13 protein-coding genes are annotated in these 14880 nt (G+C 67.2%); 6 read left to right on the top strand and 7 right to left on the bottom strand.

Translation table 11 applies throughout. From position 1 onward, the window contains the following. Positions 1-38: 38 nt before the first annotated feature. Together ACZ5YA_RS08465 and recJ are read left to right on the top strand one after the other, a co-directional pair. Positions 39-983, top strand: a complete 945-nt coding sequence (locus ACZ5YA_RS08465) for a hypothetical protein (RefSeq protein ID WP_464092839.1) — start codon at positions 39-41, stop codon at positions 981-983. Beyond that, entirely contained in the window at positions 965-2665 is a 1701-nt protein-coding gene (gene recJ / locus ACZ5YA_RS08470) for a single-stranded-DNA-specific exonuclease RecJ (protein ID WP_059373498.1), read from the top strand. The genes ACZ5YA_RS08465 and recJ overlap by 19 nt, the downstream gene beginning before the upstream one ends. A gap of 95 nt (positions 2666-2760) precedes the next feature. On the opposite strand, the gene ACZ5YA_RS08475 is transcribed toward recJ, so the two are convergent. Continuing rightward, positions 2761-4071, bottom strand: a complete 1311-nt coding sequence (locus ACZ5YA_RS08475) for an MFS transporter (RefSeq protein WP_251881575.1) — start codon at positions 4069-4071, stop codon at positions 2761-2763. 257 nt (positions 4072-4328) lie between these two features. Between ACZ5YA_RS08475 and prfB the strand changes: the two genes are divergently transcribed. The 4 genes from prfB to ACZ5YA_RS08495 all read left to right on the top strand — a co-directional run bounded on the left by prfB (position 4329) and on the right by ACZ5YA_RS08495 (position 8099). Beyond that, positions 4329-5433 (top strand): peptide chain release factor 2 gene (prfB, locus tag ACZ5YA_RS08480; RefSeq protein ID WP_118932677.1). Its coding sequence is split into 2 segments (ribosomal slippage): positions 4329-4409 and positions 4411-5433, totalling 1104 coding nucleotides; the frame shifts between segments, so codons are not numbered across the junction. Between the two features lie 40 nt (positions 5434-5473). After that, complete coding sequence (locus ACZ5YA_RS08485; protein ID WP_464092374.1) at positions 5474-6229, top strand: SDR family oxidoreductase; 756 nt, start codon at positions 5474-5476, stop codon at positions 6227-6229. A 10-nt stretch (positions 6230-6239) separates the two neighbouring features. Continuing rightward, the gene (gene lysS / locus ACZ5YA_RS08490; protein ID WP_059373507.1) at positions 6240-7763 is read left to right on the top strand and encodes a lysine--tRNA ligase; all 1524 of its coding nucleotides are present in this window, start codon (positions 6240-6242) and stop codon (positions 7761-7763) included. A gap of 15 nt (positions 7764-7778) precedes the next feature. Next, positions 7779-8099 (top strand): preprotein translocase subunit TatB, encoded by a 321-nt coding sequence (locus tag ACZ5YA_RS08495; RefSeq protein WP_059373509.1) that lies wholly within the window; start codon positions 7779-7781, stop codon positions 8097-8099. A gap of 21 nt (positions 8100-8120) precedes the next feature. Here the strand turns inward: ACZ5YA_RS08495 and ACZ5YA_RS08500 are convergent, their stop codons facing one another. Genes ACZ5YA_RS08500 through ACZ5YA_RS08525 form a run of 6 tightly spaced genes read right to left on the bottom strand, consistent with a single transcriptional unit; the run spans position 8121 to position 14877 of the window. Further along, the gene (locus tag ACZ5YA_RS08500) at positions 8121-8756 is read right to left on the bottom strand and encodes a TetR/AcrR family transcriptional regulator (protein WP_059373511.1); all 636 of its coding nucleotides are present in this window, start codon (positions 8754-8756) and stop codon (positions 8121-8123) included. A 6-nt stretch (positions 8757-8762) separates the two neighbouring features. Beyond that, positions 8763-9917 carry a thiolase family protein gene (locus tag ACZ5YA_RS08505; protein ID WP_464092375.1) on the bottom strand — a complete coding sequence of 385 codons (1155 nt, stop codon included), beginning with the start codon at positions 9915-9917 and terminating at the stop codon, positions 8763-8765. Further along, complete coding sequence (locus ACZ5YA_RS08510) at positions 9914-11773, bottom strand: AMP-dependent synthetase/ligase (protein ID WP_059373515.1); 1860 nt, start codon at positions 11771-11773, stop codon at positions 9914-9916. The genes ACZ5YA_RS08505 and ACZ5YA_RS08510 overlap by 4 nt, the downstream gene beginning before the upstream one ends. Then, a complete protein-coding gene (locus ACZ5YA_RS08515) occupies positions 11770-12564 on the bottom strand; it encodes an ABC transporter ATP-binding protein (protein WP_054456135.1) in 795 nt (264 codons plus the stop codon). Before ACZ5YA_RS08515 ends, ACZ5YA_RS08510 begins: the two co-directional genes overlap by 4 nt. A 52-nt stretch (positions 12565-12616) precedes the next feature. Beyond that, positions 12617-13798: an ABC transporter substrate-binding protein gene (locus ACZ5YA_RS08520; protein ID WP_059373517.1), complete on the bottom strand. Its 1182-nt coding sequence runs from the start codon at positions 13796-13798 to the stop codon at positions 12617-12619. A gap of 41 nt (positions 13799-13839) precedes the next feature. Continuing rightward, on the bottom strand, positions 13840-14877 hold the full coding sequence (locus ACZ5YA_RS08525; protein ID WP_280015840.1) for a branched-chain amino acid ABC transporter permease: 1038 nt from the start codon (positions 14875-14877) through the stop codon (positions 13840-13842). Between the last annotated feature and the right edge of the window lie 3 nt (positions 14878-14880).

The raw sequence follows: 14880 nt of genomic DNA on the forward strand, positions 1-14880 counted from the left end.
CTTAGTTCCCGCAGCCCGTGCGGACTACAATCGCGCCCATGCTGATCGTCATTCCGGGCGCTTTGCCCGCCCTACCCGTCGCCGCCGAACTGGCCAAGCTCCTGCCCGAACGCGCGCCCACGCTGCACGGCTGGCTCCAGGCCGGCGCCGCCCGCCCCCAGGCTCACGACGTGCGCGCCCAAGGCTGTACGCCCTACGAAGCCTGGCAGTTGGCCCGCGCCGGCTACGTCCCCGAAGCGGGCCTGCCGCCCGGCGCCGGACTGGGTCCGCTGCTGGCCGGCGCCCAAACCGACGGAGATGAACCCGTCTGGCTGGCCGAGCTGGTCCATCTGGCGCTGGGCACGGACCAGGCCGCCTTGCTCGATCCCGGCCTGATGGAACTGCGCGCCGAGGAAGCGGCCGCCCTGCTGGACACAGCCCGCCCGCTGTTCGAAGGCACGGGCTTCGAGGTCGAGACGCTCTCGCCCGAACGCTGGCGCCTGCGCCTGCCGCAAGGCCTGCGGCCGCAGACCGCCAGCCCGCTGGCCGTGGCCGGACAACGCCTGAACGACTGGTGGCGCCAGGATGCGGAAACGCGCCCGTGGCGCCGGCTGCTCAATGAAATACAGATGGCCTGGCACGAACACCCGGTCAATGACGCCCGCGCGGCGCGCGGCCTGCCTCCGGTCAATGCGCTGTGGCTGTATGGCGGCGGCAGGCCCTGGACGCAGTCCCGGCCGGTCCCCGCGCAGGTCTACAGCAACCTGGACGCCCCCCAGCGGGCCGGCGACTGGGCCGCCTGGCTGGACGCCCTGGCCGCGCTGGACGCGCAGCATCTGCGCCCGCTGGCCGGCAAGCACGGCCTGCCGGCCACTCCCGCCGAACTGCTGCTGCTGGGCGACGACCGCAAGGTCGCCCTAACCCTGAAACCGCGCGGGGGCCTGCTTGGCTTGCTGCCCGCGCCCAAGAAAAACTGGAGCGCCTGGTGGTCTCACCCCGCTTAACCGTCCGCACCCCCGACCCGCAAGCCTGCCGCATTCTTGAAGCCTCGGGCATCCACCCGCTGCTGGCCCGCCTGTGGGCAGCCCGCGGCGTCACCCATCCCGATCAAACCCAACTCGCCTGGAAATCGCTGCTGCCGCCCAACGGCCTGACGCATTCGGACCACGCCGCCGGCGTGCTGGCCGACGCCATCCAGGCGGGCAAGAAGCTGCTGATCGTGGCCGACTACGACTGCGACGGCGCCACCGCCTGCGCGGTCGGTTTGCGCGCCCTGTCCGCCATGGGCGCCGACGTGGACTTCCTGGTGCCCAACCGCTTCGAGACCGGCTACGGCCTGTCGCCCGCCGTGGTCGAACTGGCGGTGCGGCACCGCGCCGGCAAGCCCGACATCATCATCACGGTCGACAACGGCATCGCCAGCGTGGACGGCGTGGCCGCGGCCAATGAGGCCGGCATCGGCGTGGTCATCACCGACCACCACTTGCCGGGCGACACGCTGCCGGCGGCCCTGGCCATCGTCAACCCCAACCAGCCGGGCTGCGGCTTTCCGTCCAAGAATCTAGCAGGCGTGGGCGTCATCTTCTACATGATGCTGGCGCTGCGCGCCGAACTGCGCCGCCGCGGCGTCTATGCGGCCGACGGCGGCCCGCGGTTGGACGCGCTGTCCGACCTGGTGGCCCTGGGCACCGTGGCCGACGTGGTCAAGCTGGACGCGAACAACCGCCTGCTGGTCACGCAAGGCCTGCAGCGCATGCGCGCCGGCCGCCTGCAGCCCGGGCTGCGCGCGCTGTTCGCCGTGGCCGGACGCGAGCCGCGCGCAGCCAACGGCTTTGACCTGGGCTTTGCGCTCGGCCCCCGTATCAATGCCGCCGGCCGCCTGGCCGACATGAGCCTGGGCATCGCCTGCCTGACCACGGACGACGAGGCGCAGGCGCTGGAAATGGCGCGCGAGCTCGACAACATCAACCGCGAACGCCGCACCATCGAAGCCGAAATGCGCGAACAGGCGCTGGCCGCCATGGAAGAGCCGAACGCGGCCGCCGGCGCCACGGTCTGCGTGTTCGACCCGGGCTGGCACCAGGGCGTGGTGGGCCTGGTGGCCTCGCGCCTGAAGGAAAAGTTCTGGCGTCCCACGCTGGCTTTCGCGCCCGCCGGCGACGACGAAATCCGCGGTTCCGGCCGCTCGATTCCCGACGTGCATCTGCGCGACGCGCTGGACCTGGTGTCCAAGCGCCATCCCAACCTGATCCGCAAGTTCGGCGGCCACGCCATGGCTGCGGGCCTGACGCTGGGCCGCAACGACTTCGCCGCCTTCGCCCCCGCGTTCGACGCCGCGGTGCGCGAGCTCACGGGCCGCGACACCTTCGAGCCGGTGATCGAAACCGACGGCTCGCTGGAAACCGGCTACGCCAACGCCGACGTGGCTGGCATGCTGCAGCAGCAGGTCTGGGGCGCCGGCTTCGCCGCGCCGCTGTTCCTGGACGAGTTCGTGGTGCGCAACCAGCGTCTGGTCGGGGAAAAGCACCTGAAGCTGTCGCTGGAACGCGGCCACCAGCGCTTTGACGCCATCTGGTTCGGCCACGACCAGTCGCTGCCCGAACATATTCAGGCGGCCTACCGGCTGGAGCAGAACGTTTGGAACGGGATGGTGTCGGTGCAACTGGTGATCGAACACGCGGGGTAAGGCCCGCCATCGGAGCCAGCCCGCCGTGACCCGCGATGGCTTGGGCGCGGCGCGCGCCTGAGTCTTTGCCTCAGGCTGCGCGCGCTCCACCCATCCTACTTGTTCACCAGCTTCGCCGGCTGCGCCAGGACCACCAGCGCCCCCACCACCAGGCAGCCCGACAGCATGTAGAGGCCGGTGTTGGTGGTGCCGGTCATGTCCTTCAACCAGCCCACCAGGTACGGGCTGACGAAGCCCGCCAGGTTGCCCACCGAGTTGATGAGCGCGATGCCCGCCGCGGCCGCCGTGCCGCCGAGCAAGGCGGTGGGCAGGCTCCAGAACAGCGGCAGCACCGTGCAGATGCCGATGTTCGCCACCGTCAGCGCCACGATCGCCAGCACGGTGTTGCCGCTCCAGATCGCCGAGAACAGCAGCCCCAGCGCGCCGAACAGCGCGGGCAGCGCCACGTGCCAGCGGCGTTCGCGGAGACGGTCCGAGTTGCGCGAGATCAGGATCATGCCGATCACGGCGAACAGGTTGGGAACCGCCGTCAGCAGACCGATGGCCAGCGGGCTCTGCACCCCCGTGCCCTTGATCAGGGTCGGCATCCAGAAGCCCACGCCGTAAAGCCCCATCACGAACGAGAAGTAGATCAGCGACATCGCCCAGACGCGCGGCTTGGCCAGCGCGGCGCGGATCGGCGGGTCTTCCTTCTGCTGTTCCTCGGCCGCGATGTTGCGGATCAGCACCGCCTTTTCCGTAGCGGTCAGCCATTTGGCCTTGTTGATGCGGTCATCCAGATAGATCAGCACCAGCACCCCGATCAACACCGAAGGTATGCCTTCCAGCAGGAACAGCCATTGCCAGCCCGACAGGCCATGGTCGCCATGGAACGTGCTCATGATCCAGCCGGAGATCGGCCCGCCGATCAGCCCGGACATGGGCACCGCGGTCATGAAGAAGGTCGTGATGCGGCCGCGCCGTGCCGCCGGATACCAGTAGGTCAGGTACAGGATGATGCCCGGGAAAAACCCGGCTTCCGCGGCGCCCAGCAGGAAGCGCAGGATGTAGAACATGTGCACGCTGGTCACGAACATCATGCACGCGGAGATGATCCCCCAGGTGATCATGATGCGCGCGATCCAGATCCGCGCCCCCACCTTGTGCAGGATGATGTTGCTGGGAATCTCGAAAATGAAGTAGCCGATGAAGAAAATACCCGCGCCCAGCCCGTACACCGTTTCGCTGAACTGAAGCTCCTGCAGCATCTGCAGCTTGGCGAAACCCACGTTCACGCGGTCCAGGTAGGCCACGACGTAGCAAACCACCAGCAGCGGCACCAGCCGCCACCCTACCTTGCGGTAGATCCGGTCTTCCTCAGACGCCGGGATCGCCGGCGAAACCCCGGGGGCCATCGTATTGTCCATCTATGTCTCCATTCCTCTGTCGGGATAGGCCGGCTGGGCCGGCGCCTTTGCGGCCCCTGCCCTCCCGATCAGGAACGGCTGGACCGCTTATACGCAGCCTAGAACCCCCGGCTTGACAAAAAACTGAACAACTTGGATCCACGCCAGGAAACCGCCCGCTCGCGATCCGTCCCCCTTCCCGCCAACGCGGCCGCGCACTTGGCCCAAGCACGGTAAAATGTTTGGTTTCGCACAAAAGTCATCAGGACAGGATCATCATGGAAGCCGAACGTCAGAACCAGCTCGCAGCCCGCCTCGCCGATTACGCGGAGCGCGAACAGGCTCTACGGAGGTATCTTTGACTACGATGCCAAAGCTGAACGCCTGCAAGTCGTAAACGCCGAGCTCGAAGACCCGGCGGTCTGGAACGACCCCAAGCACGCCCAGGACCTGGGCCGTGAAAAGAAAGCCCTCGAAGACGTGGTGGAAACGCTCACGGCGTTGGGTACGGGCCTGTCCGATTCGAACGAACTGTTCGAAATGGCGGCCTCCGACGACGACGACGCCACCCTCGAAGCCATCGAGCAGGACGCCGACGCCTTCCAGGAAAAGCTGGAAGCGCTGGAATTCCGCCGCATGTTCTCCAATCCGGCCGATCCCCTGAACTGCTTCCTGGACATCCAGGCAGGCGCCGGCGGCACGGAAGCGCAGGACTGGGCCTCCATGCTGCTGCGCCAGTACCTGAAGTACGCCGAGCGCAAGGGCTTCAAGGCCGAAGTGCTGGAAGAATCCGAAGGCGACGTCGCGGGCCTGAAGTCCGCCACCATCAAGATCGAAGGCGAGTACGCTTTCGGCTACCTGCGCACCGAAACCGGCGTGCACCGCCTGGTGCGCAAGAGCCCGTTCGACTCCTCGGGCGGCCGCCACACCTCGTTCGCCAGCGTCTTCGTCTACCCGGAAGTCGACGAGTCCTTCGAAGTCGAAGTGAACCCCGCCGACCTGCGCGTGGACACCTACCGCGCTTCGGGCGCGGGCGGCCAGCACATCAACAAGACCGACTCGGCCGTGCGCCTGACCCACATGCCCACCGGCATCGTGGTGCAGTGCCAGAACGACCGCTCGCAGCACCGCAACCGCGCCGAAGCGATGCAGATGCTGAAGTCCAAGCTCTACGAACTGGAAATGCGCAACCGCATGGCCGAGCAGCAGAAGCTGGAAGACTCCAAGACCGACGTGGGCTGGGGCCATCAGATCCGCTCCTACGTGCTGGACCAGAGCCGCATCAAGGACCTGCGCACCAACGTTGAAATTTCCAACACGCAGAAAGTGCTGGACGGCGACCTGGATCCTTTCATCCAGGCCAGCCTGAAGCAAGGCATCTAAGTTTCGCGATACTCCCCTCAACGCATCCAGAGGTTCACGAATGTCCGACACCATCGCAATTCTTACCGGCGCTTCGCGCGGCATCGGCGCCGCCATGGCGCGCGGCCTGGCCAAACCGGGCACGCGCCTGATCACGCTGGCGCGCCGCGAAGATCCCGAACTGGCCGCCTATGCGCGTGCGCAGGACATCCAGCTGGAACAGCTGTCCGTGGACCTGTCGGACCTGAACGCCGTTGAATCGGTGGCGCAGCGCATCTGCGCGTCGCTGCCGCGCGATGCCAGCCGCTATCTGCTGATCAACAACGCGGGCACGGTGCACCCCATCGCCGGCACCGACGCGCTGGTCGACGGCGCGGCCATCACCGCCGCCTTCAACCTGAACGTCAGCGCCGTCATGCTGCTCACGGCGCGCTTCCTGGCCGCGGTCGAAGACCTCAAGGCCGACCGCCGCGTGCTCAACATCTCCTCCGGCGCGGGCCGCAACCCGAACGCCGGCTGGGGCGTCTACTGCGCCACCAAGGCTGCGCTCGACATGTACTCGCGCGTGGTCAAGGCCGAGCAAGGCGCCGACGGCGCGCGCATCGTCGCGCTGGCCCCCGGCATCGTCGACACCGACATGCAAGTCGCCATCCGTTCCAGCGATCCGGAAAGCTTCCCGGCGCTGGCCAAGTTCCAGGAGTTCCACGCGACCGGCAAGCTGTCCTCGCCCGCCAACGTGGCCTCCCGCATCCTCGCCTACCTGGATCGCGAAGATTTCGGCACTACCGAGATCGACGACATCCGCAATTACGACTGATTCCCCGACCATGACCGACCACTCGACCACTCCGGCGCCCGCCCAGGATGAAAACCGCTTGATCGCCGAACGGCGCGCCAAGCTGGCCAAACTGCGCGAAACCGGGGTCGCGTACCCCAACGACTTCGTACCCGACGCCCGCGCCGCCGCCTTGCACGACCAGTACGACGGCCAGGAGCAGGAAGCCCTTGCCGCCAACCCTGTCACCGTCAAGGTTGCCGGCCGCATGATGCTCAAGCGCGTCATGGGCAAGGCCAGCTTCGCCACGCTGCAGGACAGCACCGGCCGCATCCAGATCTACCTGGACCGCGGCACCCTGGGCGAAGACAGCTACGCCGCGTTCAAGCAATGGGACATCGGCGACATCATCGCGATCGAAGGGTCGGTCTTCAAGACCAACAAGGGCGAACTGTCGGTGCACGCCGCCAGCGCGCGCCTGCTGTCGAAGTCGCTGCGCCCGCTGCCCGACAAGTTCCACGGCGTGGCCGACCAGGAACTGCGCTACCGCCAGCGCTACGTCGACCTCATCATGACGGACGCCACGCGCCGCACCTTCGAGGCGCGCAGCAAGGCCGTGGGCAGCATCCGCCAGTTCATGCTGAACGCGGGCTTCCTCGAAGTGGAAACCCCCATGCTGCACCCGATCCCGGGCGGCGCGGCGGCCAAGCCTTTCGTCACGCACCACAACGCGCTGGACATGGAAATGTTCCTGCGCATCGCGCCCGAGCTCTACCTCAAGCGCCTGATCGTCGGCGGCTTCGAACGCGTCTTCGAAGTCAACCGCAACTTCCGCAACGAGGGCGTGAGCCCGCGCCACAATCCTGAATTCACCATGATGGAGTTCTATGCGGCCTTTGCGGACTACCGCTGGCTCATGGACTTCACCGAAGAGCTGATCCGCCAGGCCGCCATCTCGGCCACCGGCAGCGCCGTGCTGACCTACCAGGAACGCGAGCTGGACCTGGGCAAGCCCTTCGACCGCCTGACCATCTGCGAAGCCATCCTCAAGTACGCGCCGGGCTACACCCAGGCGCAACTGGACGATCCGGCCTTCGTGCGCGCGGAACTCAAGAAGCTGGGCGCCGATGCCGACGGCCCGGTGCTGTCGCGCGCCGGCCTGGGCGCGCTGCAACTGGCGCTGTTCGAAGAGACCGCCGAAGCCAAGCTCTGGAACCCCACCTACATCATCGACTACCCGGTGGAAGTCTCGCCGCTGGCGCGCGCCTCCGATACCCGCGAGGGCATCACCGAGCGCTTCGAGCTCTTCATGACGGGCCGCGAGATCGCCAACGGCTTCTCCGAGCTGAACGATCCCGAAGACCAGGCCGAACGCTTCCGCTCGCAAGTCGAAGCCAAGGACGCCGGCGACGAGGAAGCCATGTATTACGACGCGGACTACATCCGCGCCCTGGAATACGGCATGCCTCCGACGGGCGGCTGCGGCATCGGCATCGACCGCCTGGTCATGCTGCTGACCGACAGCCCCAGCATCCGCGACGTCATTCTCTTCCCGCACCTGCGCCGTGAAGACTAAAGGGGCGCTGGCATCATGATCTTCAAGATCCTGATGCTGCTGCTGGTCGTGGCGGGGCTGATCTACTGGATCAAACAGCCCCGCGGCGGCCAGCCCTATTCCTCCTATCCGGCGGCGCGGCCGCGCCGGCCGGTGTTCATCGCGCTGTGCATCGCCGCGGCGCTCTCGGTGGCAGCTTCGCTCATGACCTTCCTGCTGTGGGCGGGCGGCGTGGCCGGCGGCGTCACCGGCGGCGGCTATCATGGCCAGGTGGATTTCCTGCTGCCCGTGGCGGGCAGCCTATTGGCACTGGCCGTCATCTGCGCCGTGGGCGCGTTCCTCAAGCGCCGGGGCTGAACTCCCGGCCCTGCGGCCCGACTATACGGGCCACTTGCCGGCTCCCGCCGGCAGCGACGGCAGCGAAGCCTGCAGCATCGCATCGATGAATTCGGCGGGCCGCAAGCGGCCGTCCGGCTTGTACCACTGCACTGTCAGGTTCATCGCGCCCAGCACGCAGCGCTTGATGACGCGCGCGTCGCCTTGCAGCAGCCCCGTCGCGACCGCTGCCGCCACCGCGTCCTGCCACATTTCTTCGTAGCGGTCGCTCAACGATTTCACGGCCGCGCGGCTGGGCGCGGACAGGCTGCGCCATTCGTAGACCAGCGCGTTCATCGCATCGCCGCCCGCGCCGTGCAGCATGCTCCACATATGTACGCGGAACAGCGCCGCCAGCCGGTCCGCCGGCGCCTGGTAGCGCGCCAGCGCCCGTTCGCCGTCGTCTATCACTTCCTGAATGCCGTTGTTCATCACCGCCACCAGGATCTCCTCCTTGCTGCGGAAATGATGGAACAGGCTGCCAGACTGCAGGCCCACCGCCCGCGCCAGCTCGCGCACGGTGGTGCGTTCATAGCCGTGCTTGCAGAATAGCTGCCCGGCCGTCAGGATCACCTCGCGCCGGCGTTCGGACTCCGAACCCTCGTCCCGCCCCTGCGCGGCCTCCCGCAGTTTCTCCATATCCGGTCACAGCCTCTGGATGATGGTCGCCGTGGCCATGCCGTGGCCGATGCACATCAGCTGCAAGCCCAGCTCGCCTTCGGTGGCTTCCAGCCCGGCCAGCATCTTGGCCATCAGGCCGGCTCCCGTCGCGCCCAGAGGATGCCCATGCGCGATCGCCCCGCCCCAGGGATTGACGCGCGACAGATTGGCGCCCAGTTCACGCTGCCAGGCCAGTACCACGCTGGCGAAGGCCTCGTTGATCTCGATCCAGTCCATGTCTTCCAGGCTCAGGCCGGCGCGCGCCAGCGCCAGCCGCGCCGCCGGGATCACGCCCGTCAGCTGCAGCACCGGGTCCGATCCCACCGCCACGCGGGCCAGGAAACGCGCGCGGGGCCGCAAGCCGTCGGACAGCGCGGTGTCGCGATCCGCCAGCAGCACCGCGGACGCGCCGTCCGCGAGCTGGCTGGCGTTGGCGGCGGTGACGCCACCCTGTCCCGGCGGCCGCAGCGCCGGCGCCATGGCGGCCATGCGGTCGGGGTCGGTTTTCTCGCGTATGCCTTCGTCACGCCCGGCATCGGCACGCGGCCCCGGCAGCAGCTCGGCATGGCGGCCGGCCTGCGCGGCGCTCCAGGCGCGCGCATGGCTTTCCCTTGCCCATTCATCCATCTCGGCCTGGGACAGTTGCCAGCGCTCCGCGATCCGCTCCGCGCTCTCGATCTGGTGGATCAAGGGATAACGTTCCAGCAGGACCGGGTTCAAGCCTTCGAAGCCGCGGAACTCGCCCTGGCCCAGCGTCACGTCCAGGAACATCGGCACCCGGCTCATGCTTTCCACGCCGCCCGCGACCACGTAGCGCATGTCGCCCGCGGCAATGGCTTGCGCGCCGAAATGCACCGCCTGCTGGCTGGATCCGCACATGCGGTTCAGCGCCACGCCCGGCACGCTCTCGGGCAAGCCCGCCAGCATGGCGGCCAGCCTGCCGATATTGGCGCCCTGCTCGCCCGCCTGGCTGACGCAGCCCGCGATCAGGTCCTCGACCTGGGCACCCGGCAGTCCGGCCCGCCCCAACAGGCCGCGCACCGTTTCTGCCAGCAGCGTGTCCGGCCGCGTGTCCGCCCACCATCCGCCGCGCCGCCCGAAGGGGGTGCGCACGGCTTCCACGATCACGGCTTCATTCATGCCGTCGTCTCCTCAACATAGAGCGCTTCGATCTCGTCCGCATAGCTGCGGTAGATGCTGGCGCGCCTGACTTTCATGGTGGCGGTCACTTCGCCGTCATCATGGTCCAGTTCCTTGGTCAGCAGATGGAAGCGCTTGATCTGCGCCACCGGCGCCAGGCCGGCGTTGGCGCGCGCGACTTCCTGCTGCACCAGCTCGCGCACCTGCGCGCATTCGGCCAGCGAGCGGAAATGCGTGAAGGCGATGCGGCGCGACTCGGCCCACTTGCCCACCGTGTCGAACTCCAGCTGGATCAGCGCCGACACGTACTTCCTGCCGTCCGCGATCACGATGCATTCCTTGACGTAGGGGCTGCCCTTGACCGCGTTCTCGATCTCGGAAGGCGTCAGGTTCTTGCCGCCCGCCGTGATCATGATGTCCTTCAGGCGGTCCACGATGCGCACGCGCCCTGCGTCTTCGGCCACCACGTCGCCGGTGTACAGCCAGCCGTCGCGTACGGTGTTGGCGGTGGCTTCCGGGTTCTTGTAATAGCCCTGGAACACCATATCGCCGCGCACCAGCAACTCGCCGGCATCGCCCATGCGCCACTCCACGCCCAGGATCGGTTCGCCCACGGTGCCCACCTTCACGCGGTCAGGATGCTGGCCGAAGATCATGCCGGCGGACTCCGTCAGCCCGTAGACCTCGATCAGCGGCACGCCCAGCGTGCGGAAGTAGCGCACCACGTCCGGCGAGATCGGCGCCGCGCCCGTCATGGCCACGCGCACCCGCCGCAGCCCGATGAAATTCTGCAAGGCTCGCAGCACCAGCCAGTACCACAGCCAACGGGTCCAGCGCTCGCGGAGGCTGTACTGCGCGGGGGACTTTTCCAGGAACGGCGTGCAGGCGGCCAACGCGCGTCCGTAAAGCCATTGCTGCAGGCGCCCGGCTTCCTGCATCTTGATCGAAATGGCGGCGTGCAGTTTTTCCCAGATGCGCGGCACGCCCAGGAAGATCGTCGGCGCGACTTCGCGCAGGTCTTCCTGCACCGTGCGTATCGATTCGCCGAAATTCACCTGCGCGCCCAGGTAGATGGGCACGAAGGTGGACAGCATCTGTTCGGCCACGTGGCACAGCGGCAGGTAGGACAGGTGCACGCTGTTGCCGTCCATGGCCAGCCGATCGGCGATGCCCGGCGCCACGCCGCGCATATTGCCGTAGCTCAGCATCGCGCCCTTGGGCTTGCCGGTCGAGCCGGAGGTATAGATCATGAGGCCGGTGTCGTCCAGCCGCTGACCGTCCAGCGCCGTGTTCAACGCAGCGAGTTCGGCCGCCTCGCGCCGCGCCCCCTCGGCCTCGATCTCGGCGTAGGTCACGATGCGCTCGCGCTCGGCGGGCGCATAGGAGCGCAGGCCCTTGGTCTCCATCATGACGATGCGGCGCAACAGCGGCAGCCGGTCCGCCACCTGCAGCACCTTGTCGGTCTGCTCCTGGTCCTCGCACACCACCAGTTCCACGTCCGCGTGCTCCAGCACGTAGCCCATTTCCTCGGCCGGGCTGGTGGAATACACGCCCACCGCCACCGCGCCGACCGCGCCCGCGCCCATCTGCGTCAGCAGCCATTCCACGCGGTTTTCCGAGACGATGGCGACCCGCCCGCCCGCGCTCAGTCCCAGGGCGCGCAGGCCCAGTCCCACGCGGCAGGCCCGGCTCCAGTATTCCGCCCAGGTCATGGGCTTCCAGATGCCGAAGTCCTTTTGCCGGATGGCGATGGCCGCGGGCTGGCGCCGGGCCTGTTCACGCAGCATCTGCGGCAGCGTCAGGGCCGGCCACGCCTGCGCCGAAGCTCCAGGAATATCCATGTGCTTGTCCATCATGACAGCCAGCGCTTGCGGCGCTTGTAGTGCTTGATGTCGCGAAAGCCGCGGGCCTCGCCCGTGCCGCCCACGCCCAGGTAGAACTCGCGCACGTCCGGGTCCGCCGCCAGCTTCTCGGCGCTGCCGTCGATCACCACCTTGCCGGTCTCCATGATGTAGCCATAATGCGCCACCGCCAACGCCACCGAGGCATTCTGCTCCACCAGCAGCATCGACACCCCCTGTTCATGGTTGATGCGGGCGATGATGGAGAAGATGTTCTCCACCAGCATCGGCGACAGTCCCAGCGAGGGCTCGTCCAGCAGCATCAGCCTGGGCTGCGCGATCAACGCGCGGCCGATGGCCAGCATCTGCTGTTCGCCGCCCGACAGGTAGCCTGCCAGGCCGCGGCGCCGCTCGAACAGGCGCGGAAAGTAGCCATAGACCAGATCGAAGTCGACCTTCGCCCCCGGCCTGCCCGTCAGGGCATAGGTCGCGGCCACCAGGTTTTCCTCCACCGTCAGGTCCTCGAATACGCGGCGTCCCTCCATCACGTGCGCCAGCCCCGCGCGCACCAGGTTCTGCGGCCTGGCGCCCGCGGTGTCGCCGCCGTTGAAGACGATCTGCCCGCGCACCAGCGCGCCATCCTCCAGGTCCAGCAGGCCGGACACGGCCTTCAGGGTGGTGGACTTGCCGGCGCCATTGCTGCCCAGGAGGGCCACGATGCTGCCGGCGGGCACCGACAGCGACAAGCCGCGCAGCACCTGCACCGCCTTGTTGTAGACGACTTCGATATTGTTGATATCGAGCACCGCCGCTGCGGGCGGCGCGGCATGCGCGCCATGTCCAGGGTTCACGGCCGCCTCACTTCAGCACGATCCAGTCGGATGCCGGCACCATCTGCTTCTGCTTCACATCAGCGCGATAGATCCGCCCCACCGGGATCGAATTGCCCTTGATGGAAATCGGCACGCCGATCAGGCCGCCCGTATCGAAGTCCTTGATGCCGTCCAGCGCCGCCTTCATGTTGGCGCTGGTCAGCTCCTTGCCGGCGTCCAGCGTGCGCTTGGCGACTTCGGTGAACAGCATGGCGGCCAGGAAGCCCTGCATGTAGCCGGTGCTCTGGTATTGCGGACGCATCTCGCGGATCTTCTTCAGCATCGGCGCGTCTGCCGCCGTATCGTAGTAGTAGCGGTACGGCATCACGCCCATGAAGCCCTCGGCGTCCTCGCCCATCTGCATCACGGTGGAGTTGTCCATGGTCCAGAACGTGCCCATGTAGCGCGTCTTCAGACCCATGCGCTTGCCCTGCCCCACGAATTCGGGAATCGGCGCCAGCACGTAGCCGTGGAAGATGGTGTAGTCCGGATCGGCGCGGCGCAGCTTGATGACCTCGGTCGACACGTCCACGCTGCCCGGCGGCGTCATGATCTCGGTCGCGACCTTCAGGCCCAGCTTTTCCGCCACCGCGCGCGAGCTGGCGATGGGATCGCGGCCGAACTCCGTGTCCGAATACACGAAAGCCACCTTGGCGCCGGGCTGTTCCTTGGCGATGTAGCGCAGCAGGATGCCGAACATCTCCGTATAGTCGGGTCCCAGCATGAACTGGGCGGGATACTTGGCCGGATCGTTCAGTTCCGTGGCGAAGGACGCGCCGGTCATCAGGATGTCGCCCGTGCGGTTAAGCTCGGCGTTGATGGTCTTGGAGAAGCCCGTGGAGTCGCCGTAGTAGAAGTTCACCTTGTTCTGGCTGGTGATCTTCTTGAAGGCCGCCACCGAGGCATCCACCTTGTAGGCGGTGTCTTCCGGCACGTAGCGCAGCTTGCGGCCCTTCACGCCACCCTGATCATTGACGATCTTCACGTAGTCGGTGATGCCGGCATGGATGCCCTGCCCGGCGAAGGCGAACACCCCGCTCAGCGGGATGGACCCGCCCAGCACCAGGTCCTCGGCCGCCTGCGCGGCTGGCGCCGCCGCCAGGGCCGCCGCCAGGCCCAGGGGGGCCAACAACCTCGATAAACCGCTGCCGATCCGGATGCGCTTCATGGTTAGTCTCCTGAGGGTCTTATGGATGGCCGCCGCCATGGCTAGGTACGGAAAGGCCAGAGGTGGAAGTAGCGGCGCACGCGCCGCCAGATTTCCGCGAGCCCGTGCGGCTCGAAGATCAGAAAGCCCACGATCAGCAGGCCGAAAACAATGGTGCGCACCGGCGAAATCAGGCGCAGCGCGTCGCCGCCCACCGGCAGCCAACCCACGACCAGCTTGAGCAGTTCCGGCACCATGGTCATGAAGATGGCGCCCAGGATGGAACCCAGGATCGTGCCCATGCCGCCCACGATGATGGCCGCCAGGAAGAAGATCGACATGATCAGCGGGAAGCTCTCGGGCGTGACCACCCGGAAGAAATAGGCCCACATGCCGCCCGCCACGCCCGCATAGAACGACGACAGACCGAACGACAGCAGCTTGTAGCGCAGCAGGCGTATGCCCAGCACCTCGGCCGAAATGTCGCGGTCGCGAATGGCGATGAAAGCGCGGCCGATGCGCGTGCGGAACAGGTTGGCCGCGCCCAGCACCATCAGCGCCGTCACCGGCACGATCAACCAGTAGATCTTGAACGAGGTGTCCAGGTCCACGCCCAGCACCCGCGCCGGCGGCACCTGCAGCCCGGTCGTGCCGCCCGTGAACTGCCAGTTGGCGAAGATGAAGTGCGCGATGAACGACGCGGCAATGGTGGCAATGGCCAGGTACAGCCCCTTCACCCGCAAGGACGGAATGCCGACCAGCAGGCCGCCCAGCATCGCCACCAGTCCGCCGGCCACCAGATTGAGCAGCACCGGCGTACCCAGCCGCTGCTCCAGCACCGCGACCGTGTACGCTCCCAGTCCCATGAAGGCGGCCTGCCCCAGGCTGACCAGGCCGGTATAGCCCGTCAGGATGTTCAGCCCCGTGGCGCTGGCGACGTTGATGGCCACCAGGCAGGCCAGATAGAGCCAATAGGCGTCGGCCACGAAGGGAAACATGGCCAGGGACGCGGCCAGCAAGGCCAGCCACGCCTTCTGCGTGCGGGTGTCGAACAGCGCTTCGTCCGCAAGATAAGTCTGCTTGGCAGTCGCGATGCGCATCGG

It is taken from the genome of Achromobacter sp. JCM 18799 (assembly GCF_055395645.1).